Source organism: Pseudohongiella sp. SYSU M77423, from assembly GCF_029911965.1.
Classification (GTDB): Bacteria; Pseudomonadota; Gammaproteobacteria; order Pseudomonadales; family Pseudohongiellaceae; genus Pseudohongiella.
The window spans coordinates 54,336-77,228 of record NZ_JARYTH010000005.1 but is presented as its reverse complement, the minus strand read 5'-3'; the positions used below and the strand labels follow the sequence as shown (position 1 = coordinate 77,228).

The 22,893-nt window shown below is 56.2% G+C and carries 21 protein-coding genes; 14 read left to right on the top strand and 7 right to left on the bottom strand.

Annotation, left to right across the window (positions count from 1 at the left end; translation table 11 throughout):
* Positions 1-13 precede the first annotated feature (13 nt).
* Positions 14-1,318: a GntP family permease gene (locus QGM61_RS11815; RefSeq protein ID WP_281133120.1), complete on the bottom strand. Its 1,305-nt coding sequence runs from the start codon at positions 1,316-1,318 to the stop codon at positions 14-16.
* Positions 1,319-1,487: 169 nt separating this feature from the next.
* On the opposite strand from QGM61_RS11815, the gene QGM61_RS11810 reads away from it, so the two are divergent.
* Positions 1,488-3,779 carry a TonB-dependent receptor gene (locus QGM61_RS11810; RefSeq protein WP_281133119.1) on the top strand — a complete coding sequence of 764 codons (2,292 nt, stop codon included), beginning with the start codon at positions 1,488-1,490 and terminating at the stop codon, positions 3,777-3,779.
* A 125-nt stretch (positions 3,780-3,904) separates the two neighbouring features.
* Entirely contained in the window at positions 3,905-4,606 is a 702-nt protein-coding gene (locus QGM61_RS11805) for a response regulator transcription factor (protein WP_281133118.1), read from the top strand.
* Here the strand turns inward: QGM61_RS11805 and QGM61_RS11800 are convergent.
* Entirely contained in the window at positions 4,603-7,992 is a 3,390-nt protein-coding gene (locus tag QGM61_RS11800) for a PAS domain-containing hybrid sensor histidine kinase/response regulator (RefSeq protein WP_281133117.1), read from the bottom strand. The genes QGM61_RS11805 and QGM61_RS11800 overlap by 4 nt on opposite strands.
* Positions 7,993-8,178: 186 nt before the next feature.
* Here QGM61_RS11800 and QGM61_RS11795 point away from each other — a divergent pair, with 186 nt between their 5' ends.
* From QGM61_RS11795 to QGM61_RS11775, 5 genes are all read left to right on the top strand, one after another.
* Positions 8,179-9,708, top strand: a complete 1,530-nt coding sequence (locus tag QGM61_RS11795) for a fumarate hydratase (protein ID WP_281133116.1) — start codon at positions 8,179-8,181, stop codon at positions 9,706-9,708.
* A gap of 276 nt (positions 9,709-9,984) precedes the next feature.
* Positions 9,985-10,518, top strand: a complete 534-nt coding sequence (locus QGM61_RS11790) for an EF-hand domain-containing protein (RefSeq protein WP_281133115.1) — start codon at positions 9,985-9,987, stop codon at positions 10,516-10,518.
* 45 nt (positions 10,519-10,563) lie between these two features.
* Entirely contained in the window at positions 10,564-11,106 is a 543-nt protein-coding gene (locus QGM61_RS11785) for a sigma-70 family RNA polymerase sigma factor (RefSeq protein ID WP_281133114.1), read from the top strand.
* Positions 11,106-11,555 (top strand): hypothetical protein, encoded by a 450-nt coding sequence (locus QGM61_RS11780; RefSeq protein WP_281133113.1) that lies wholly within the window; start codon positions 11,106-11,108, stop codon positions 11,553-11,555. Before QGM61_RS11785 ends, QGM61_RS11780 begins: the two co-directional genes overlap by 1 nt.
* The gene (locus QGM61_RS11775) at positions 11,552-12,043 is read left to right on the top strand and encodes a periplasmic heavy metal sensor (protein WP_281133112.1); all 492 of its coding nucleotides are present in this window, start codon (positions 11,552-11,554) and stop codon (positions 12,041-12,043) included. The genes QGM61_RS11780 and QGM61_RS11775 overlap by 4 nt, the downstream gene beginning before the upstream one ends.
* Before the next feature lie 50 nt (positions 12,044-12,093).
* Here QGM61_RS11775 and QGM61_RS11770 read toward each other — a convergent pair whose 3' ends face one another.
* The gene (locus tag QGM61_RS11770; protein WP_281133111.1) at positions 12,094-14,013 is read right to left on the bottom strand and encodes a beta-ketoacyl synthase; all 1,920 of its coding nucleotides are present in this window, start codon (positions 14,011-14,013) and stop codon (positions 12,094-12,096) included.
* 105 nt (positions 14,014-14,118) lie between these two features.
* On the opposite strand from QGM61_RS11770, the gene QGM61_RS11765 reads away from it, so the two are divergent.
* The 4 genes from QGM61_RS11765 (at position 14,119) to QGM61_RS11750 (ending at position 16,725) form a co-directional block, all read left to right on the top strand.
* Positions 14,119-14,700, top strand: coding sequence for a M15 family metallopeptidase (locus tag QGM61_RS11765; RefSeq protein ID WP_281133110.1), 582 nt, complete (start codon positions 14,119-14,121; stop codon positions 14,698-14,700).
* Positions 14,701-14,729: 29 nt separating this feature from the next.
* Entirely contained in the window at positions 14,730-15,779 is a 1,050-nt protein-coding gene (locus QGM61_RS11760) for a lytic transglycosylase domain-containing protein (protein ID WP_281133109.1), read from the top strand.
* Positions 15,780-15,880: 101 nt separating this feature from the next.
* Positions 15,881-16,297, top strand: a complete 417-nt coding sequence (gene hpf, locus QGM61_RS11755; RefSeq protein ID WP_237134748.1) for a ribosome hibernation-promoting factor, HPF/YfiA family — start codon at positions 15,881-15,883, stop codon at positions 16,295-16,297.
* Between the two features lie 164 nt (positions 16,298-16,461).
* Positions 16,462-16,725 carry a DUF1244 domain-containing protein gene (locus tag QGM61_RS11750; RefSeq protein WP_281133108.1) on the top strand — a complete coding sequence of 88 codons (264 nt, stop codon included), beginning with the start codon at positions 16,462-16,464 and terminating at the stop codon, positions 16,723-16,725.
* A 9-nt stretch (positions 16,726-16,734) separates the two neighbouring features.
* Here the strand turns inward: QGM61_RS11750 and QGM61_RS11745 are convergent, their stop codons facing one another.
* The 4 genes from QGM61_RS11745 to QGM61_RS11730 are packed head-to-tail and all read right to left on the bottom strand — an operon-like array spanning position 16,735 to position 20,540.
* Entirely contained in the window at positions 16,735-17,733 is a 999-nt protein-coding gene (locus tag QGM61_RS11745) for a GlxA family transcriptional regulator (protein WP_281133107.1), read from the bottom strand.
* Positions 17,730-18,236: a transcription elongation factor GreB gene (gene greB, locus QGM61_RS11740; RefSeq protein ID WP_237134745.1), complete on the bottom strand. Its 507-nt coding sequence runs from the start codon at positions 18,234-18,236 to the stop codon at positions 17,730-17,732. The genes QGM61_RS11745 and greB overlap by 4 nt, the downstream gene beginning before the upstream one ends.
* On the bottom strand, positions 18,233-19,321 hold the full coding sequence (gene serC, locus QGM61_RS11735; protein ID WP_281133106.1) for a 3-phosphoserine/phosphohydroxythreonine transaminase: 1,089 nt from the start codon (positions 19,319-19,321) through the stop codon (positions 18,233-18,235). Before serC ends, greB begins: the two co-directional genes overlap by 4 nt.
* 37 nt (positions 19,322-19,358) lie before the next feature.
* On the bottom strand, positions 19,359-20,540 hold the full coding sequence (locus QGM61_RS11730; protein WP_281133105.1) for a 3-phosphoglycerate dehydrogenase family protein: 1,182 nt from the start codon (positions 20,538-20,540) through the stop codon (positions 19,359-19,361).
* A 208-nt stretch (positions 20,541-20,748) separates the two neighbouring features.
* Here QGM61_RS11730 and QGM61_RS11725 point away from each other — a divergent pair, with 208 nt between their 5' ends.
* Genes QGM61_RS11725 through QGM61_RS11715 form a run of 3 tightly spaced genes read left to right on the top strand, consistent with a single transcriptional unit; the run spans position 20,749 to position 22,878 of the window.
* Positions 20,749-21,654 (top strand): MBL fold metallo-hydrolase, encoded by a 906-nt coding sequence (locus QGM61_RS11725; RefSeq protein WP_281133104.1) that lies wholly within the window; start codon positions 20,749-20,751, stop codon positions 21,652-21,654.
* Positions 21,644-21,925 carry a GIY-YIG nuclease family protein gene (locus tag QGM61_RS11720; protein WP_281133103.1) on the top strand — a complete coding sequence of 94 codons (282 nt, stop codon included), beginning with the start codon at positions 21,644-21,646 and terminating at the stop codon, positions 21,923-21,925. The genes QGM61_RS11725 and QGM61_RS11720 overlap by 11 nt, the downstream gene beginning before the upstream one ends.
* Positions 21,922-22,878 carry a YbgA family protein gene (locus QGM61_RS11715; protein WP_281133102.1) on the top strand — a complete coding sequence of 319 codons (957 nt, stop codon included), beginning with the start codon at positions 21,922-21,924 and terminating at the stop codon, positions 22,876-22,878. The genes QGM61_RS11720 and QGM61_RS11715 overlap by 4 nt, the downstream gene beginning before the upstream one ends.
* Positions 22,879-22,893 lie beyond the last annotated feature (15 nt).

Genomic DNA, 22,893 nt, shown 5'->3' with positions numbered 1-22,893 from the left:
CATAAACAGTGTCTCAGAACAGATTGAATAACAGAATTGCGAGTGACAGCCCCATCAGCGGGACAACAACGGTGACAGCGCCAACTGCCCAGTAGGCATCCTTGTGCGATTCATTGCAGATGCCGCGAATGGTGGTCACCACGTAACCATTGTGCGGCAATGAATCCAGTGCTCCTGATGAAATAGCCACCACCCGGTGCAGCTGTTCCGGATTTACGCCGAGATCCAGATAGTGAGGGCCAACCGCGGGCAGGGCGATCACCTGGCCGCCGGATGCTGAGCCGGTCAGACCAGCAATGGCGCTGACCGCAATGGCTGCACCAACCAGCTCATTGCCAGGCAGCGAGGTCACGGCCGCGACTGCCAGATCAAACGCTGGCGTTACTCGGGCAACACCACCAAAACCCACTACGGCTGCGGTATTGCCAATGGCAATGAGCGCTCCGGTCGTGGCATTGCCCAATGCTGCCTGCAGGTTGGTAAAAAATCGCCAGTTGATGATCATCAGACTGATCACGCCACCCAGCAGTGCGATAATCAGTGCGTTCTGCATCAGCGTGTCGTGATAGATGAATGATAGTCCCAATACCACAAGAAGGGGCAACAGTCCGGTTGCTGGATGTGGTAATTCCCGGTCGACGAGCTGAGGGTCGGAACTGCGTTCCTGGAAATGCTCGCCGCGTTTGACTGCGCTGTTGATGATGCGCTGCAGCCACCAGTAACCAAACACTGCCATGAAAACCGCGACGACCAGGCTGACTTCCCAGGCGGCGTAAGGTGTTGTGCCCAGGTATTCAATCGGGATCCAGTTCTGAATTTCCGGGGAGCCGGCAGAGGTCATTGTGAAGGTGACCGATCCAAATGCCAGTGCGGCAGGAATGAAGCGACGTGGCAGGTTGGCCTCCTTGAACAGGCTCAGCGCCATTGGGTAAACGGCAAATGCAACCACAAAAAGGCTGACGCCGCCGTAGGTTAAAACTGCACAGGCGGCCACAACGGCGAGCACCGCCCGTTGTTTGCCCAGTAGCCCGGTAATCCACGCAGCCACGCTGTCGGCTGCACCGGTATCCTCCATGAACTTACCGAATATTGAACCGAGCAGGAACATGAAAAACCAGGATGCAATGAAGCCGGTAAAGCCGGCCATGTAGTTCTGCACAAAATTGATGTCGCCGGTAAATACCGGGATGTTGCTGCTGAAGGCTACGATCAGTGCGCAGAGAGGCGCGCTGATAAAAAGATTCCAGCCACGCAGGGTCAGCACTATGAGCAGGGCCAGTCCTCCGACCAGACCGATTAAACTGATGACTTCCGACATGTGCCCCTCACGTTTTCTGATTATTGGCGTGAACTGATGGTTCCTCAGTGGGGGGGTATTGTTCATCAATGCAACGGTGCAACCCATAGTACTATGGTACAGGTCACAAAGCTGACGACTTGGAGTAAGGTGGCTGCCGACCAATAAAAATCACGGGGGAGCCATTCCGATGCAACAGACAACATTCAAATACTCAGCCTGCGCCTTGGCCGTGTCAGCCGCGATCAGTGGCCTGGCTACCCCGGCCCTGGCCCAGGACCAGCAGGAACGTCAGCCCGAAGGCAGGATACTTGAGAGTATCGAAGTAACGGCGCGGCGCACCGTCGAGAACATGCAGCGTGTCCCGTTGGCCGTGACCTCGCTGGGTGAGGGCGAAATCGAAACGCGCGGTCTGGACACCATCCTTGAGGTTCAACAGTTTTCTCCCAACACTACCCTGCAGGAAAGCCGGGCCACTAACTCAACGCTGACTGCTTTCATCCGCGGCGTAGGTCAGGAAGATCCGCTTTGGGGATATGAATCCGGTGTTGGTATTTATGTAGACGATGTCTATCTTGCCAGACCACAGGGTGCTGTCCTTGATATTCTGAATATACAGCGTGTTGAGGTGCTGCGTGGACCTCAGGGCACACTCTACGGCAAGAACACCGTTGGTGGGGCGCTGAAGTATGTCACGCAGCGCATGAGTGGTGATGCCGAGCTCGACACGAAACTGACGGTTGGCAACTACGGCCAGCGTGACCTGAAACTGGTGGGCCAGGTGCCGGTAACCGACAGGCTTTATCTTGGTTTCGGCTATGCCGATCTCAATCGTGATGGCTACGGAAAGTTTCTGGTCAGTGACCTGCCGGGACAGGACCTGGAGAACTACAACAAAGACCTGCAGGCTTTTCGTGTAACCGCCGAATATGCGCCACTTGATAATGTCTTCATGCAGCTGGGTTATGATCGCACTGATGACAAATCCAATTCCAAGGGTGGCTATCGCTTACTCCCCAGTCTGTTGACCAATCAGGCGCCAGTACCCGACAGTATTTACGACTCCTATACCAGCCTGCCGACTGAAAACCGGGTAGAGACCGAAGGTGTCAATCTGACCGTGACCTGGGATGTCAATGAGCGTGCGACGCTGAAATCTATTACCTCTCGCCGCGAGAATTACTCGCCGGTCAATATTGATTTCGACAATACACCGCTGCGTATTTTTGACGTACCCGCTATCTATGAAGACGAGTGGTTCACCCAGGAGCTGCAACTGAACTACCGAGGCGACAACTGGAATGTTGTGTCCGGACTTTATTATTTTGATTCAGAATCCTGTGGTGTATTTGACGCGATCCTGGAAAGGCTGGGACAGTCTCTGGGCGCCGCTGGTCTGACCCGTGAAGTATCGGGCTGCAGTAATGGCACAAGCACCGCTGTGTATGCTGACGGTACCTACCGAATCAACGATCAGTGGAGTGTCAGCGGTGGTCTGCGTTATACCAAGGACGAGAAAGATGCCCTGGTACGCAACGGCCTGATCTTCGCGACCGTCTACCCTGAGTCTGGCTGGGTTCCCGGCTATACAAGGGCACCTGGAACCGGTACACCTGTTGTGCTCGATGACTCGGCTGACTGGTCCAAGGTGACGCCACGCATCAGTGTTGAGTATCAGGCAACAGAAGACACCATGTTTTATGCCAGCTACAGCGAAGGCTTCAAATCAGGTACCTTCAATCCACGAGCGGAGCGTGCCGAACCAGCAGCTGATCCGGAAGACGTGCAGTCCTATGAAGTGGGCGTCAAGACTGACCTGACATCGACATTCCGACTGAATGCTGCCGCCTTTATGCTGGATCACAAGAACCGTCAGTACATTGCTGTGATTCCTGACCCCAACAATGCTGCAGCGCTTAACCAGCGACTGGGTAACGTGGGTCAGTCAGATGCGACTGGTGCCGAATTCGAGTTTACCTGGCTGGCGACACAGAACCTTAGCCTGTTCGGCAACATCGGCGTGATCGATGCCAAGTTCAAGAATGTATTCAGCTTTGATGCCAATCTGAATCGTATCGATATCACAGACAATTTTGTGATCACCAATACGCCAGAGCGCACCATGAATGTCGGCTTTACCTATGACATGCCGCTGGCGTCGGGTGATGTCGCGGTAACTGGCAACTACAGCTATCGCAGCAAATACAGCCTGACGGAACTGGGCAATGTGCTGGAGCAGGATGCCTACGGCGTGCTGAACCTGGGTGTCACCTGGACCAGCATGGACGATAAGTGGGCACTCGGACTGCATGGTAAAAACCTGACTGATGAAGAGTTTTTGGTGGGTAACTATGCATTCCTGGGCGCAGCCAATGCTTCCCTGCCGAATGGATACGCACCGGGCCTGGGTGGCGATACCACGCTGATCGGATACTACGGTGCACCGCGTACAGTAAGTCTCTCTTTGGGATACCGCTTCTGACTGTGAGTAGTGGGTAGCTCCTCATGATCCTGGCCACCATGATAGCTTTCGTGGTGGCTTTTTTTTTGCCGCTGGTTTAGGTTTAACGTGAAAGCCGTATGTTTATCAGTCCTGAAGCCCGTAACATGACAACAAGCCCACCTGAGTCTCTGGATGCCATCAAGGCAGTAATTGCGGATGATCACCCGCTATTTAGGGCAGCGCTTCGACAGACATTAAGTTCTACGCATGCCGCCAGTGTGCATGAGGTGGCGAGCTTCACAGAGCTGATGCAGTGTCTGGATAACGATGCCCGGATCGAACTGATTTTTCTTGATCTCAATATGCCTGGCAACCAGGGCCTGGCCGGGCTGACCGCCATCAGAAACCAGTTTCCTGACATCCTGGTTGTGGTTGTGTCTGCCAACGAGCAACAGGACGTGATTGCGCGCGCCATGAGTTTTGGTGCCAGTGCCTATGTGCCCAAGTCTACGCCACTGCCCGAGATTGTCATGGCGGTGGAGACCGTCCTGGCAGGCGACAGCTGGCTGCCAAATCATCTGCGTTCCAGCTTGACGGGTCATTCGAATCGATTGCATCAGGAGTTCGCGCTTAAACTGGGACAGTTGACACCTCAGCAGTTCAAAGTCTTGCGTTGCCTCGCAGATGGCCTGCTGAACAAGCAGATTGCCCATGAGCTGGATATTCAGGAGACAACAGTAAAGCAACATGTTTCTGCGATACTGCGCAAGCTGGGGGTGATCAACCGTACTCAGGCTGGTGTGCTGTTTCACGACATGCTGCGTGCGGATGATGAAGACAATAATCCAGCGGAAAGTCTGTCCTAAAGCGTATTTTTTAGTAGCCGTTTGAGCGCTGCCTGTTTCACCGGTTTCGGCAGAAACAGGGCGTTGACCTCTATTACCTGTTCACGAATATGTTCGTCAGGATCGGCTGTACTCAAAATGGCGGGGATGTCGGCCCGGAAATGACGTCGTAACTGCCTTATCGCCTCCGTGCCAACTTCCTGTTCAGACAAATGGTAGTCAACGAATAACAGGTCGGCACGGCTGTTCAGCTGCAGGGCGTCGTGCAGCGTTGCAAAAGCATGGACCTGCGCGCCCCAGCCGTTGAATAACGAGGAAAGTGCTTCACGTATATTGTCGTCGTCATCGAGAATCAGCACCTGTGTGTTGTCAGGCACGGACCAGCTTGCTCTGTCTGGCAGTGCTGTGCCTGGCCGCAGTGTCGCCGCGCTGGTCAGTCTGCTCGGCCAGTGGCTTACAGGCAGCGTAATACCAAAACAGGTGCCTTTGTCCAGGGTGGAGTGCAGCCGCAACGGCAGATCCAGCAGTTTGCACATGCGGTCAACTATCGCCAGGCCAAGCCCAAGACCTGGGTTGTGATCCTGCTGATCCAGCTGTTTAAACTCCATGAATATTTCCTGAAATTTTTCAGGCGGGATGCCGCGGCCTGTGTCCCACACCTGAAGTTCAACCGTATTGTCTGGCCGGCGTCGGATACCGCAGACGATACGGCCACTGTTGGTATAACGTATTGCGTTGGTCAGCAGGTTTTGCAGAATGCGCTGGAGAATTTTCTGGTCGGTGTGGACCACTGCCTGCGTATGGTGCATGCGCAGCGTAAGGCCTTTTTCCTGGGCCAGCATCTGAAACGATGCCTGCAGTGGCTCCATGATGTCCCAAAGCGCAATGTCACGCTTTACAGGTTGCAGGTTGCCTGACTCCAGTTTGGTCATTTCCAGCAACATGGTCAGCAGCTCTTCGGCATTCTGCAGCGATTGTTGTATCTGCTGCGCCAGTCTGGCCTCATCGTGCTGCACGCGCTGCAGGAGCATTTCGCAGAACAGACTCGCTGCGTTGAATGGCTGCATCAGGTCGTGACCGGCAGCAGCAAAGAATTTCGATTTACTCTGATGGGCTTGCTCAGCAGCCAGTTTGGCTTCTGACAAAGCCTGTGTCCGCTCGGCAACACGTGCCTCCAACTCCTGGTTAATGCGGAGCAGCTCGTTCTGAGCGTTAACCAGTTCTGTGATGTCCGTGTAGGTAGTGACAAAGCCGCCATCGGGCATGGGATTTCCCTGCAGTTCAATGATCTGACCTGAAGGTTGCTGTCTCTGGTAACGATAGCGACTGCCGGTTCTAAGGTGCTCCAGTCGTTTGCCTACTTCTTCCTCAATGCTCGCATCGGGCGCGCCAAACAGGCCGCGGCTGGCATTAAAATGCAGAATCTCTTCAATCGCGACACCGGCACGTATCAGTCCTTCCGGATAATCAAAGATCTCCAGATAACGACGGTTCCAGGCCACCAGCCGCAGTTCTTTGTCAATCACACTGATGCCCTGCGGAATGTTCTCAACGGATGCCTGCAGCAGCTCACGATTGAAGCGATATAACTGAGAGGCTTCCGACGCCCAGTCAACCACCTCGTCGACCGCTACCGGCGATGTCCTGGCAAGACTGCTGATCAGCAGGCGGCTGGCGGCACTGCCGATTGCGCCGGCCAGTTCGCGCTCAAGCCGCGAAAGTAGTGCCGGATGTACCAGTTTATTGTCTGGCAGGTCGGCGATGGTAAGGCCGAGGCGTTTGTCGAGACCGCCAGCGTCAGCCGGGTCAACAAAGCGGGCCAGCACTGCCCGCAGTTTTCCCCAGGTTACCTGCTGCATTTCGTCCACCGGAGCAGACTCATTATCTGGCCGGGTGAATTGCTGAGCCTGGCTGCGTTCAACGGCACTCTGTCGAGTCAGTATGGAAACCATTATGTAAATCAGTATATTGACGGCAAGACTGCTTACCACTCCGTCACTGATAGCCCGGTCGGAAAGTGTTCCTGACGGATTCAGGGATGGCAACAGCAGCATTACGGTCCATACCGCTGTCCCGGACAACAGACCAGCCATGGCTCCATGCCGGCTGGCCTGCGACCACAGCAGACCTCCGAACATTGCAGGCGCCAGTTGTGATACCAGGGCCATGGCAATCAGGCCGTTACTGACCAGCGGGATGCCACCCTGAGTCAGCTTGTGGTAGACGTAGGCCAACAGGATGATGATCACCATGGTGAGTCGGCGCGTCAGCAGAATGTCGGCTGGCATTAGATTGGAGATCAGGTTGCCGGCTCGGCGGCTGCGGATCCATAACGGTGTAATTACGTCGTTGGAGATCATGATGCTCAAGGCGAGAGTCGCCATGATGACCATACTGGTTGCGGTCGACAGACCGCCAATGAACGCGATCAGGCTGATGTCCGGGCGGTCGGCCAGGATGGGCAGTGCGAGTAGAAAGGTATCCTGGGATTGTGCCTCGGGCACCAGCAGCATGCCGCCCATGGCAATCGGCAGAATAAAAAAATTGATGGCAAACAGGTACAGCGGGAAAGCCCAGCGAGCCTTTTTCAGCTCTTCCGGGCTGTTGTTCTCGATAAAATTGACCTGGAATTGTCTGGGCAATACAAACATGGCCAACGCACCCAGCAGCATGTGAGTGACGTAGATATACACCCCGTTCTCTTTGGGCTGCAGCATGCGCTGCGCGACCGGATCAGAAGCCGTTTTGATAATCAGATCGTTGATGCCATCAAACAGCTGGTAGCTGACAAACAGGCCCACAATGGCGAAGGCTACCAGCTTTACAACCGATTCGAAGGCAACCGCATCCATCAGGCCAGGATGCTGCTCGGCCAGACTGAGCCTGCGGGCACCGAACAGAATGGCAAAGCCAATCATGGCCAGGGCAACCGCTGCGGCCAGGTCTACGAACCAGGGGGCAAGAGTGGGCTCAATACTGGTAACCGCTGCAAAGCTGGCGGCCACGGCGCGCAACTGCAAGGCGATATAGGGGATCAGTGCGACCAGGCAGATCAAGGCCACGGCTGCGGCCAGCGTCGGAGACTTGCCATAGCGTGAACCAATCAGGTCGGCGATAGACGTCAGGTTCTGTTGCTTGACCAGCTTCAGCATTTTAATCTGGAACTGATGAGCGAACAGAAAAACACAGATGCCGCCAAGATAGGTTGGCGCAAACCACCAGCCATAATTGGCGGCCTGGGTCACTGTGCCATAAAAGGCCCATGTGGTGCAGTGAACGCCAAGTGCCAGGGTGTAGCGCCAGGGTCGCACCGTGTTACTGGTTTGCCTTTCACCGCGTGAGGCAATGCCAAACAGCAGGGTCAGGTAAATCACTGCCGCAATCAGTACGGTAGAAATCGATAGCATCGCTAGGGCGTCGTTTTGTTGTCCTTATCGATCCCATGGTATCACCCGCCAAACAAAAAGCCGACGATTCTGGCGACCCTCAATGCGCCCCATGGGCCGCCACGCTGAATGTGGTAAAATGCCGCCGTTTTCAGCGTCAGCGCCATACGGCCAGATGCACATGTCCCGTCAAGACAGGAATCACACATGACTGTAATCAAGCAAGACGACCTTATTCAGAGCGTGGCCGATGCGCTGCAGTACATCTCTTACTACCACCCTCTGGACTTTATCCAGGCGGTCAACGAAGCCTACGAGCGCGAGGAGTCACAGGCGGCCAAAGATGCCATGGCGCAGATTCTGATCAACTCCCGGCTGTGTGCCGAAGGCAAGCGGCCAATCTGTCAGGACACCGGCATCGTGACCGTATTCATCAAAATCGGCATGAATGTCCAGTGGGAAGCAAACAGCAGCGTGGCTGACATGATCAATGAAGGGGTGCGTCGTGCCTACCTGCACCCGGACAACGTCCTGCGTGCCTCCATCCTGGCCGATCCGGCTGGCGCCCGTAAAAACACCAAAGACAACACACCTGCCGTTATTCACATGGAAGTCGTGCCAGGAGATACGGTCGATGTCATTGTGGCTGCCAAGGGCGGCGGCTCCGAGAACAAGGCAAAAATGGTCATGCTGAACCCCAGCGACAGCATCGTTGACTGGGTCGTCAAGACAGTGCCGACGATGGGCGCCGGCTGGTGTCCGCCCGGCATGCTGGGTATCGGTATTGGTGGCACTGCTGAAAAGGCTGCCGTCCTGGCCAAGGAAGCGCTGATGGATCCGATCGATATTCATGAACTGCGCGAGCGTGGTCCACAGAATCGTGTTGAAGAGCTGCGACTGGAGATCATGGATAAGGTCAATGCGCTGGGTATCGGCGCCCAGGGCCTGGGTGGCTTGACCACCGTTCTTGATATCAAAATCAAGGATTACCCCACACACGCAGCCTCACTGCCGGTGGCGATGATTCCGAACTGTGCAGCGACGCGTCACGCACACTTTGTGCTGGACGGATCGGGACCCGCGCACTTGCAGCCGCCCAAGCTGGAAGACTGGCCGCAGATTACCTGGGACGCAGGCCCTACGGCGCGCCGGGTAAATCTGGACACGGTGACTGCTGAAGACGTTGCCAGCTGGAAGCCGGGTGAAACCCTGCTGTTGTCAGGCAAGATGCTGACGGGCCGCGATGCCGCTCACAAGCGCATGGTTGATATGTTCAATCGTGGTGAATCGCTGCCTGATGGTGTCGACCTGAAGGGACGCTTTATCTACTACGTGGGCCCGGTCGATGCAGTTCGCGACGAGGTGATTGGGCCAGCTGGTCCGACCACGGCGACGCGCATGGACAAGTTCACCGACACGATTCTTGAAAAAACCGGCCTGCTGGGCATGATCGGCAAAGCCGAGCGCGGCCAGGTGGCCATTGATGCTATCCAGAAACACAAAGCGGTCTACCTGATGGCCGTTGGTGGCGCAGCATACCTGGTGTCGAAGGCGATCCGGGATGCCCGCATCGTTGCCTTCGAGGATCTGGGTATGGAGGCGATTCATGAGTTTGTGGTCGAAGATATGCCAGTGACGGTTGCTGTGGACGTAAATGGCAGTTCGGTGCATCGCACTGGACCTGCCGAGTGGCAGGCAAAGATCGCTGAAGCCAGACCTGTCAAAGTAACTGGCTGATCTGCAGGTCAATCAGACAGGCTTCGGGCGACCCGGGTAATAGCGGTCTCCCGAAGCTCCAGCCGTTCTGGCGCTGCAATATTAAACATCCTGACTTTCTGTACCCGCCATACGCGCTTCCCGCTGATCTTTTCTAATGCCATTCCCGCCTCGGGATAAGTTGATGGTGCTCTTTTTTTGAGAAATCTCGAAAAGTCGCGACGGATTCTCGCCGGCTGCCCGTATCAAGATATGTAAACAGGCATATACTGGCTGAGCCAGAATGGGAGACTTATCATGAGTAAACGAAATTATCTGATCGCACTGACTGCATTTTGCGCCGCTGGTGCCTTTCAGGTGTCTGCTCAGGACGCCGGCCACGGTCAGGGGCATGGACAAGGCCAGGCGCAGGCGCAAGCCCGCTTTGACGCCCTGGATGTTAATGGCGATGGCAATCTGACGCTCGAAGAGTTCGCAGCGGCACCGATGGCCAACTTTGAGCGTCAGGACACCAACGGTGACGGTGCCATCAGCAGGCAGGAGGCTCTGGAGCGCGCGTTTCAGCGGCTCGACCAGGATGGCAACGGACTGATATCGGCAGATGAAATGCGTCCACAAAGAGGCATGCAACAGATGGGTGAAATGGATCCACAGCAGCGCCGTCAGATGCGTGAACGTATGGGTGAAATGAGCCCCGAACAGCGCCGTCAGATGCGTGAGCGGATGGCGAACATGACAGAGGAACAGCGAGCTGCGATGCGCGAGCGTATGGAAGAGCGACGTCAGGCTGGTCCAGATGGTGAGCAGCAGTCGGACCACACGGATCATTGATAGCGTTCTGTTTCCGCGCGCGGCAACTACTGCCAGGCAAGACATATGTCGATTGAAGAGCAGATGATGCAGGCAATCGTTGCTGGACGGCAGGATGCCTATGCCCGCGCGGTCCATCAGTATGGCCGTCTGATAGCTGCTTATGCTTACCGCTTGCTCGGCAACCAGGCTGAGGCTGAAGATGTTGCGCAGGAGACTTTCTTGAAGTTATGGACCCAGGCAGCGCGCTGGGATCCGGCCCGGGGCAACGTGTCAGCCTGGCTGCACCGTATCGCGCACAACCTGTGTGTCGATAATCTGCGGAAACGGTCAGCGCTGGCAATTGACGCAGACCTTGATAGCGTTATTGATACCGGCGCAGCAGCTGCCGACCTGGGGCTGGCTGCGCAGCGCCAACACGAACGGTTGCAGCAACTGATTGGCGGATTGCCGGAGCGACAGCGCAGCGCCCTGATTCTGGTTCACTACCAGGGCTTATCGAATCAGCAGGCAGCCGATGTGCTTGATGTATCGGTTGATGCGCTGGAGTCCTTGCTGGCGCGTGCGCGCCGTGCCCTGAAGAGTCAAATGTCCGTGGAGGATAAATAATGTTGTCGAGAGATCGACTGATCAGCCTGATTGACGCCTACGGTGGAGATCTGCAGCGATGGCCAGCGGCCGAGCGTGAGCTCGCCGGGCAGTGCCTGGACAACTATCCTGAGCTGCTTGCTGAGCTGAAAAATGCACAGACTCTGGACAGCTGGTTAAGCGATTCACAGACTCCGGCATTCGCGGGTCTTGAGGCGCGCCTGCTGGCTCAGCCCTTACCGCCTCGTCGACCAGGCATTCTGGAGCGGGTAGGGCACTGGCTGATGGCGGTTACCTCTGCGGGTGCTACTCAATGGTGGCGACCCGCGGCGCTGGCGTGTATTCCGCTGATGCTTGGTCTGTACGTTGGCCTGCAGTTGAACATGGACAATGATACGAATACCTGGCTGACAACAGATGAGGAATTGTACTGGATGGCGCTGGGTGAAATTGCCGAGGAAACGCCATGATGCTTTTGCGAAAGAACTTGCTGGTCTTTGCCCTGCTGGTATCGGTGGTCGTGAATCTGTTTTTGGCTGGAGTAGTCGGTGCGCAGCTGTTCAGCCGGCCTGAGCCGCCGCCTGCGCCGGTCGGCATGATGTGGATGAACCAGTCACTGGATCCTCAGGCGCGCGACAGAGTGCAGTCGCAGATGCGGCAAGCCAACGAGGAGTTACGCCAGGTGCGGCGTCAGATGCTTCAGGCGCAGCGTGAAGTGAATCTGTTGCTGGTTCAGGACCCTCTGGACACTGAGGCGCTGACGGACGCTTTTGCTCGACTGCGACAGGCCAGTGAGGCTTACCAGGAGCGCAGTCACGGCCAGTTGCTTAACCTGATGAGCCGGCTGACGGTTGAACAGCGGCAGCAGGCACTGCGTCGGCTGAGTGTCCGGCGTGCTGAGGAGCGCCCCCCGGCCGCACGCCGACCGCCTGCTGACACGCCATCGACTCCGCAATAGTTCCGAGCGGCCCGATTGAGCTGTGAAGCGGTTTCGCCTGTTTGCTGCTGTCAGTCAATCATGTCGCCGTAAGGCGACTGGTGCCGGGTTGAGATTTCGTGTGTGTGCCCTGGCACTTTGATAGCATCACGGCTGATCCCCAGCTCTTCACCACCAAGTACATTGTGGTCAAATCGATAAATGACCTCGGCAGTGTTGCGTCGAACCGACTCGTCATAGTCAGCAATTTTCTGCTTGACTGATTCGTTGCGTTCGGCCCAGGCCGCGGTCGCCGACTTGCCATGCCGCTTCTCCAGCATTTTGCGTGTCTGCTGTGGCGACAGCACGGAGGCAGTGGCATTGTTGCCGCCGAAACCTTTGGCATTGATCAGCACAGCATCCATCGCATCCGTGCCAACCTCAGTGTGGTTCAGCAGAAAATTTAGGTGGCTGCCGTGCACATCGTCGGCAACTTTATCCACCGTGGTGATACCCGGAATGATGCCGTACTGCCAAACACCCAGGCTGGCTACCAGCTGGTCGCCGGATGCAGACGCCAGAGAGTGTCCGACATAGGTTTTGAGTGCCGTCACAGGCCAGTTTTTAATACCCCAGGTTTGTGCCAGCGTGTTGAAGATATGAGACTCGGTCACGCGATTCTGCGGGGTGCCGGTGCCGTGTGCCTGCACGTAACTGCGTTGCTGCAGGCCCTGTTCGCCAATAACAGCCGCGGTTGCCGCCATCGCCTTCGCCATGGTGATGTAGTTACCGGCGCCCGGACTGGAGATGGATTTCTTGTAGCCATCAGCGTTCACAAAGACATCATTGACGGACCCGTAAATATTGGCGCCCAGTTCCAGAGCCAGTTTGTCATCACAAAGGATGACAAACTGTGCTGACTCACCCAGTGTGAATCCGGCATTATTGCCAAACGGGCGGCAGGCCCGACGATGATCCGGGGCACTCAGTCCCTTGTCAGCATCCAGTGCCAGCAGCGCTGCATCGTCCACCAGGGCGCCCATGGTGTGGTAGCCATCCATCACTTCCGGGACCAGCGGTGCTTCGGCGGTGCCGACAATAACCAGTCGGTGGGTACCGTTGCGAATGTCGCGGATACCCTGGCGCAGGTTATAGAGGAATGTGGCGCATGCTGCAGCGTTAGTGCCGGTTGTCCCTAAATTGCCAAGCACGTAGGCATTGATAAAGTCAGCTGGCATTTCAGCAAAACCCAGGGCCAGTTGCTTGGAACTGACTTTTTTGCCAAGCAGGCGTGCCTGCAGCAGTCCGCCATTGCCGTCATAGTCGAGCTGGCTCATGCTGCTGCCGGCGTAAACACTGATCTGATCGGCTGATACATGCTGGAGTACAGTCTGCCAGTCTACACCCAGTGACTGTATCGCATCACTGGCGCCGAACACCGTCATCTGCAAACCGCGCGGATGATTGCGCGACTGATAGAGCGCCCGGGGGTCGAATCCGCTGGGCAGCTGGCCCGCAGAGTTGACCGCAGATTTACGTGTGTTCTCGGTCATGATCTCCAGCGATGTGGGGATTTCGACATCTACCAGTCCATTGCCGGCATCACTCAGCAGCCAGTCCATCGGGATGCGATCTGGCAAGTGCTGACGCCGCATACGGAACCGGATCGGGCTGGCATCGCTGGCGTTCAGCACGGCCTTTTTGTGGTAGGGCAAACGAGCTGGATCAAACAGATTGTTTTCAAGTTTCCGGATAAGTGTGCCGTGCTTCAGCTGTGCATCAATGCTCATCAGGTAGGGTTCGAGCTCGACGGCTTTGTTATCGATGGGATTGAACCAGCGGCCTTCGCGCCATTGCAACAGCCCCATCAGGCTGGCCAGGCTGGCTCTGGTCTGCATCGCGTCCTGCGCGGCCAGCTGATCCATTACCAAGCGGCGATACCCATGATGTGAGGAACTGCGGCCTGCCGGGTTGATCCCGCCGAAGCCAATAATCACGGGAAGTGCTGTCATCCGATAATTCTCCTTGACGCTATGACGGCCAGTGCAACGACTGCTACGATATGATTAATATAGCTAAACACTCTTTGTATAATTATGTCGTTACAGTCAAACAATATGGCATTTAAGACACCTGTCTCGTCAATTGACGAGCTGCAGTCCTTGTTTGCCCAACTGGGGATTCCTGCCGATTACCCCACTACTTCGGGCTTGCCGTTTCACCCCGAGCCGGGCCGGCTGGTTGATGCGGGTCATGACATGTTCCAGCGTCCCGTGCAGTTGACGCCAGCGGCCTTGCAGGCCTGGCTGGCCATGCAGGCAGCGGCTGCTCGTGACGGCATTACCCTGCAATTGATCTCAGCATTTCGCAGTGTGGCTTATCAGGCAGACCTGATCAAACGCAAGCTTGCCTCTGGCCGAACGCTTGAAGATGTACTTGCCTACACTGCCGCCCCCGGGTTCAGCGAGCACCACACCGGGCGTGCCATCGACATCGGCACGCCGGACAGCCAACCACTGGAGACAGAGTTTGATGGCACAGCTGCTTACGCCTGGTTAACGGCCAATGCGGAGGATTACGGATTTCTGTTGTCCTATCCTGAGGGAGGGACCGGAATGATCTGTTACGAGCCCTGGCACTGGTGCTATCACGAGACAATCGACGCGCATCTGTTAGACAAAACTGAATTTAAGGAGTAGGCTGAAATCATCATGGGAGTATGTGTTTGATGACTCGATTGTGGTTTGGTTTGACCCGAATGGCATTTGTGACGATGGTGGTCCTGTCATTCGCTGGATGGAAAGTTAGTGCCCAGTCAGACAGTGAAGTCGCTGCTCCTGATCCCGAGTTTCAACAGTGGCTGCAGCAGCTGATCGCCGAAGCGAGAGAAGCCGGCATCTCCGAAAATATCATCGATCAGGCGCTGACAGGGTTGGCGCCCATCCCCCAGGTCGTAAGCAACGACCGTAATCAGGCCGAATTCGTCGAAACGCTGGCTCAGTATCTGGACAAGCGTGTCACCGACTGGCGCATCCAGACGGGCAGGACGCGCATGGCGCAGCACCGCGATGTACTTAATCAGGTAGCTGCCGAATATGGTGTGCCGGCCCGCTTCATCGTCGCCATCTGGGGTATCGAAACCAATTACGGCAATTTCACAGGTGGCACGGACGTGATTCGTGCCCTCGCTACGCTGGCCTACGACCCACGCCGCGCTGCCTACTTTCGGGGTGAGCTGCTGTCCGCACTGCGCATTCTTCAGGAGGGTCATATCGACCATCCGAACATGAAAGGCTCCTGGGCTGGCGCCATGGGTCAAAGCCAGTTCATGCCCTCCAGCTTCATCAATCACGCGGTAGATTTTGACGGTGACGGCCGGGTCGACATCTGGACGACCGAGGCTGATGTCTTTGCGTCGATTGCCAACTACCTGCGTAATGCCGGCTGGCAGTCTGGTGAACGCTGGGGACGGCAGGTCACACTGCCTGCCGACTACCACGATCGCGCCTCGCAGTGGAGCCAGGAGAATGTCAGCTACTCATGCAGTGTGCTGCGTCGCCATACTGTGCAGCGTCCGGTGGACGAGTGGCAGCTTGAGGGCGTGCGCCAGGCTGATGGCAGCGACTTACCGACTTCAGACATCGCAGCGTCAATTGTGCTGCCGGACGGCGCCGACGGACCTGCATTTTTGACTTACCAGAACTTTCGCGCACTGCTCAGCTACAACTGCGCCAACAATTACGCGCTGGCGGTTGCCAGACTGGCCGACAGTTTCTGATCACGTCTGCAAACTGGCTGATACAGCCGAGGAGGAGTTGACCTATAAAGTGACCAAAAAAATAGAAAAGTGATCACCGTTAAATCAGGAGACAAGTGATTATGTCCAATGAATTTCAGGTAGTGTTTCACAATCTCGAACAAACAGAAGCTATTGTTGACGCCGTTAACAAGCGAATCGATAAATTGCGTCGCTTCTGCAGTGACATCATAGGTGGTCGTGTGGTTCTTGATTCGCCCCACAACAATCATCACAAGGGTAAAGTCTACTCCGTGACCCTTGAGTTACACACCCCGAACAAGCCTGTGGTTGTTACGCAGGAGCAGCATGACAATCACGCACACGAAGATCTCTATGTGGCGATTCGCGATGCGTTTAACGCCGCCGAGCGCCAGTTGAAGTCTGTCGACAAAAAACACCGCAAAGAAGCCATCCACAAGATGCCGGAAGCCGTTGATGACGGCATGGGCGATCTGGCCGATGACGAAGAGCCTGAATACACCAGCGCTACCGGCTAACGACCACGGTCGATCGTCAATGTGAAGGGGGAGGTCTGCTGCGGCGGGCCTCTCCTGACAGAAACCAGGACATTTCAATCTCAGAATCCTCCACCGAACTTCGCTCGCAAGCTCCTTTCAAGTTACACTTTCAACCATTCATGAATAGTTGAGGTTAGTGTTTTATGTCTGATGCAAAAAACGACGCGCTGCGAACTGAACTTGAGGCAGCCGCATTCCGGCGACTGCTGAGACACCTGGATGAAAACAAACAGGTGCAGAATATTGATCTGATGGAGCTGGCTGGATTCTGTCGTAATTGTCTTGCCAAATGGTATGCCGCTGAAGCGCAGGAGCGGGGAGTTGCCATGGATTACGAGCAGGCAAGGGAAAGGGTCTACGGCATGCCCTACGCTGAATGGAAAGAAAAATATCAGACACCTCGCTAGCGCGGGCTGTCACCCTTCCTGGTGCACGTTGAACACCTTGTTGCGGACCAGCCGTCGGTAAGCATTTGGGGTTACCCCCTGCAGACGCTTGAAAAGCCCCGTGAAATAACTGACGTCCTGGTAAGCGACAGCAAAGGCGATTTCCGCAATACTGAGGTTGCTCTGTTTGAGCAACTCGCGTGCCTGGTCTACGCGAACTTCCTGCAGATACTGCATGGGCGTCTTGCCGGCCGCGAGGCGAAAGCGACGATTGAACGTGCGACTGTTCAGACCAAATCGTTGTGCCACCTCGGTGAGGTTGATCGATTCCGCGTAGTGTTTTTGCAGCCACTCCTGAACCTTGATGATCTGCTCATCGTGATGGCTGTTTTTTTGATCAGTCGCCAGCAAAAGAGCTTCGAATGAGCGCTTGAGCTCGTGCGTGAAATGGCGTGCCACTTCGTCCGCGATCTGCGCATCAAACAGTACTTCGACAAAATGCAGCATGACATCGCGCACGGCGTTGACGCTGCCCGTGCAATACAGCCTGTCCTGGTGCGTGATAAAGCGTTTTCGCTGGAGATTGACGCGAGGATACTCTCTGGAAAAATCGTCAAAGTAGCGCCAATGAGTCGTCGCCGTGCGATCGTCCAGCAGTCCCGCCTCTGCCAGGAAGTAACTGCCTGTGCCGACGCTGCAGAAGGTGGCACCTTGCTGATATTGCTGCTGCAGCCAGTCAACCATCCGTGCATGGCGCCGCACTGCCGCGCGCGGATTGCCCCACAGCGCGGGAATGAAAACCAGACTGCTTTCCGCTACCTGGTCAAGAGAGGTGGTCGGCGTCAGCGAGATGCCGGCGGTCATGGGCAATGGTTCTATGCGTTCGGCAACAATGTCCAGTTGCAGCTGTCGCTGGCGTCGGTGTTGCCGCAGTCCGTGAATCGTGTCGGCAGCACTCATCATCTCCAGTGGTATGGATACGCTGGAGGCCAGAGCCTCGGGCAGGGCCAGCATACAGACACGTTTCATGGCTGCATGTTATAACGAATTGAAACGATCCAGTAGCTGGCGCGGCCGGTAGGAGAGTTGATGGTAACTTCATCGTCAAGCTGGCGGCCAAGCAGCGCTCGACCCAGAGGCGCATCCATGCTGATGTAGCCGTCGTGGTCACCGACTTCGTCGGGTCCGACGATACGGTACTGATTCACGTCGCCGGCCTCATTCTCAAGCTCCACCCAGGCGCCAAAATAGACTTTGTTCGTATCATCGGGAGGGCGGCGGACCACCGTGGCGGCCTCCAGTCGTTTGCGCAAATAACGCACCCGCCGGTCGATTTCACGCAGCCGCTTTTTGCCGTAGATGTATTCGGCATTTTCGGATCGATCACCCAGTGCAGCTGCATCACTGACCTGCTGTGTGACCAGGGGCCGTTCCTCACGCCAGAGCGTATCCAGCTCCTGCCGCAGTCGGGCTTCGCCCTCTGCGGTCAGGTAGTTGGATTTTGGCGGGGCAGGTGGTCGGTAGCGGCTCATCCGTTCTGCTGAGCAAACTCCTTCATGAAGTCTGCCAGTGTCTGGCAGCCTTCCAGTGGCATGGCGTTGTAGATTGAAGCCCGGATGCCACCGACCAGACGGTGGCCCTTGAGCGCGTAGAGGTCACGGGCCAGGGCTTCATCTAGGAATTTCTTGTCGAGCGCGCTGTCTTTCAGGTTAAAGGTCACATTCATGTGTGACCGGTGCGCTTTTTGAGCAGAGCCGATGTAGAAATCATGGCTGTCTATCACATCATAAAGCAGCTTGGCTTTTTGCGCGTTAAGCTGTTCGATAGCCGGCAGTCCGCCCTGGGCCTTCAGCCATTTGAGCATCAGATTCATGATGTAGATGGCAAATGTGTTGATGGTGTTGGGCATGGAGTGATTTTTCTCGAAGGTCGCGTAATTGAGCAGCGACGGCGTCTGCGGCAGCGCGTGGCCAATCAGGTCTTTGCGGACCAGTACCACGGCCATACCTGAGGGGCCCAGGTTTTTCTGCAGGCCAGCGAAAATCAGGCCAAACTGGTCAAAGTTCAGTTTGCGTGACAGCAGTTCGGAAGTCATGTCGGCAACCAGTGGGATCTTGCCTGTGTCAGGGAACTGATTCCAGCGTGTACCGAAAATTGTATTGTTACTGGTCAGATGGACATAAGAGGTATCCGGGTCCAGCGCGCTGACGTCAAGCTCGGGAATATGATCAAAGTTGCTGGCCTCGCTGCTGGCGGCGATGGTGATATTGCCGAAGCGGGAGGCTTCTTTGCGGGCGAGCTGCGCGAAGTTACCAGTCTCTACGTAGGCTGCCTTGTGCGCCGGATTCAGGCCCAGCAGGTTGAACGGTACTGCCGCGAACTGCATCTGGGCGCTACCGTGCATGTACAGAATCTCGAAGTTATCGGGCAGGCCGGATACTTCCCGGATCAGCTCGTCGGTTTCCGTCAGCAGTGCCTCAAACTCCTTGCTGCGGTGGCTGATTTCTACCACAGAGATGCCCATGCCGTTCCAGTCGAGCATCTCATCACGCGCCTGTTCCATGACTGACGTTGGCAGCATGGCCGGTCCGGCCCCAAAATTGTACACACGTTTCATAGCATTGGTTCCTGCAACTAATTGACTCAGTAGGTGTTTATAAACGGGTCACTCTGATGACATCAGCGGTATTGGCAATTGCAGCCACAGCGGCGTCAGAGGGCGCGCTGGCGAGGTCAATCAGGTTATAGGCAATCTCGTCCCGGCTCTTGTTGATCATGTCCACCACGTTGATGTTCTGATCAGCAAGCACAGACAGGATTTTTCCTAACATGCCGGGGACGTTTTTATTGGTAATGGCCAGGCGGGTACCAGCATCGGCGCCGGGCACCCGGTCCAGGGTCAGGAACGGGAAATTGACCGAGTTGCGGATATTACCATTCTCCAGAAAATCCTTCAGCTGTTCTGCAGCCATAATCGCGCAATTTTCTTCAGCCTCGGCAGTGCTGGCGCCGATGTGAGGCGTCAGGATCACATCTTCCCTGCCGATCAGTTCATGTCGCGGGAAGTCACTGACGTACAATCGCAGCTGCTTGCTGTTCAGGCCGGCAATGACTGCGTCGTGATCGACGATCTCGTCGCGGGCGAAGTTCAGCAGGCACAGGCCGGGTTTCATCGCCAACACCAGGTCCGCATTAATCAGATTGCGGGTGCTGTCCAGTACCGGCAGGTGCAGACTGACAAAGTCAGCATTGGCCATCAGCGCGCTCAGGTTCTCGATTTTGTGAACCTGGCTGGGCAGTCGCCATGCGGCATCAACGGACAGGGCAGGGTCGTAGCCAAGCACGGTCATACCCAGATCGATTGCCATGCCGGCCACCATGGAGCCGATGGCGCCCAGGCCGACGATACCAAGCGTTTTACCTGCCAGCTCCTGGCCGGCGAAACGCTTCTTCTCGGCTTCCAGCAGTTTGGACATCGCTGCGTTATCGGTCATTTCATTAAGGGTGTCGACGTAGGCCATGCCAGGCAGAATGCCGCGCGACGCCAGCAGCATGCCGGTCAGAACCAGCTCCTTGACCGCGTTGGCGTTGGCGCCGGGCGTGTTGAAGACAACAATGCCACGTTCAGTGCAGTGGCTGACAGGCACGTTATTGACACCTGCGCCGGCACGGGCGACAGCACGGACTGAGTCATTCAGCTCTTCAGGGGCAAGTTTGTGGCTGCGCAGCAGGATGGCATCGGCCTGGTCCTGGACACCGCCCACCTGATAGTGCGTCGACGTGAATCGATTAATGCCTTTTTCCGAGATCTGATTGTAGGTTGTGATCTTGTACATGTGTCTCTGCCCTGCATTTATTGTTGTCGTTGGTCCTTTCCGGTCGCAATCCCAGGGGACATAAACCTGACGGCCATAAAAAAGGAGCCATTTATAGCGTGAATCGTCGGTGAAAACCACCCTGGCCGGGTCTGTCCGCGTGACATGGTCATGAAGGGGTGAAGCCGTTATCATTGGCGCTCTTGCAACTGACTGGCACAAGATGAGCATGGATAATTCTCGATTTGTCGTCGGCAGTCCGACTCTGCTGCGCGACGGACTCCAACCCGGCGAGGTGCCCGTGCACCGGATACTGTGCCCCAATGCCAGCACCATGACCGGGCCGGGCACCAATACCTATCTGATCGGCTCGGAGAGCATGGCGCTGGTGGATCCCGGACCGGCGCTCCCTGAGCATATTGCTGCCATTGAGGCGGCGCTTGAGGGACGGCCCCTGGAGCGGATTTTTGTCACTCATACGCATGGTGACCACTCGCCGGGGGCCATGGCACTGCACCGGGCTACCGGTGCGGAACTGATCGGTCTGGCAGCACCACCGGGGGCGGCCTATCAGGATACGGGATTTCAGCCATCCCGCATCTACCATGATCAGGAGCGTATAGAATGTGATGGTTTTACAATGCGCCTGATCAGTACACCGGGACATGTTTCCAATCATTTGTGCTTTCTGCTGGAGGAACAATCGCTGCTGTTTACCGGAGATCACATTCTGCAAGGCACAACACCGGTCATATTGCCGCCTGATGGTGACATGAAGGACTATCTGGACTCGCTGGAGCAGCTGCGCAGTCTGCCACTGCAGTATCTGGCGCCCGGACACGGAGAGTTGATGAGCGACCCGGAGCAGATGATCAGCGCCCTGATTCGTCATCGTCAGCGCCGCGAGCTGAAAATCATCACTCATCTTGCAGACATGCAGCCAGTCACGCTGAAGCAGCTGGTGGTCCCGGTGTATGATGATGTACCAGCGCATCTGTTGCCATGGGCTGAGAAGACGCTGCTGGCACATCTGCTGAAACTGGAACGAGAAGGTCGCGCGCGCCAACAGAGCGGTCAGCAGACCGGTGCTGCCAGCGACGATTCAGCTCTGTGGAGTCTGATCGGTGGTCAATGATGGCTGGCATGTCTACGTGGTTCGCTGCGGTGACGACAGCCTGTACACCGGTATCAGCACCGACGTCGCCCGGCGCTTCGCCGAGCATCAGGCACAGGGTGCCCGGACTGCACGTTACCTGCGGGGGCGTGGGCCACTGGAGCTGGCCTATGTGACGCAGAGCGTTGATCAACGCACAGCACGGCAGCTGGAATATAGAATCAAACAACTGAGCCGGGCAGAAAAACTGCAACTGATTGCCGGCCAACTGCAACTGGATATCACACCATGAACGAGCACCAGCATCAAAAAATCCCGGTTGGCATCAGTGCCTGCCTGGTGGGCGAAGAGGTGCGCTTCAACGGAGGCCACAAACAGCACTCTTACATTCAGCGCACGCTGGGACAGTATTTTGAGTTTCGCACCTTCTGTCCGGAGGTTGATATTGGCCTCGGCATCCCCCGGCGTCCAATCCGACTGGTCAAGCGGGATGACGAGGTGCGCTGCGTTGATTTTGAGGACGATACCCTCGACTACACGGACAAGCTGACCGCAAGCGCTGATGCGCAAGCCCACTGGGTGGGTGAGATGTGCGGGTTTATCCTGAAGAAAGACTCACCCAGCTGTGGTATGGAGCGGGTGAAGGTGTACGGTCCGGGGCATGCGCCGCGTGAGGGCGCCGGCATATTCGCAGCACGCATTATGGAGCGGTTTCCGGAGCTGCCGGTGGAAGAAGAGGGACGACTCGGTGACGCGGTGCTGCGGGAGAACTTCATTCAGCGGGTCTATGTGATGAATCGCTGGCGACAACTGGTGGCCGATGGATTGTCAGTGGCTTCCCTGACGGATTTTCATGCACGTCACAAACTGATACTGATGAGCCACTGCCAGAAAACCTATCGCCGTCTGGGTCCGCTGGTGGCCAGCGCGCGCAAGGACAACGTCTTCGAGGTGGCTAAACAGTACCTGCCTGAGTTGATGCAGGCGCTGAAAGAGCGTGCTTCACGTGGCGATCACGTCAATGTGCTGCAGCATATTCAGGGTTATCTGAAAGAGCAGCTGGATGCGCAGGACAAAGAGGAATTACGCGAGATGCTGGAGCGGTATCACAAAGGGCTGTTGCCTCTGATTGTGCCCATTACACTCCTGAATCATCATTTTCGCCGCAATCCGGTCGAGTACATTGAGCGTTCCTGGTACATGCATCCCTACCCGGCGGAAATGGCCCTGCAGAATCACATCTGAGTGCGCTATAATGCG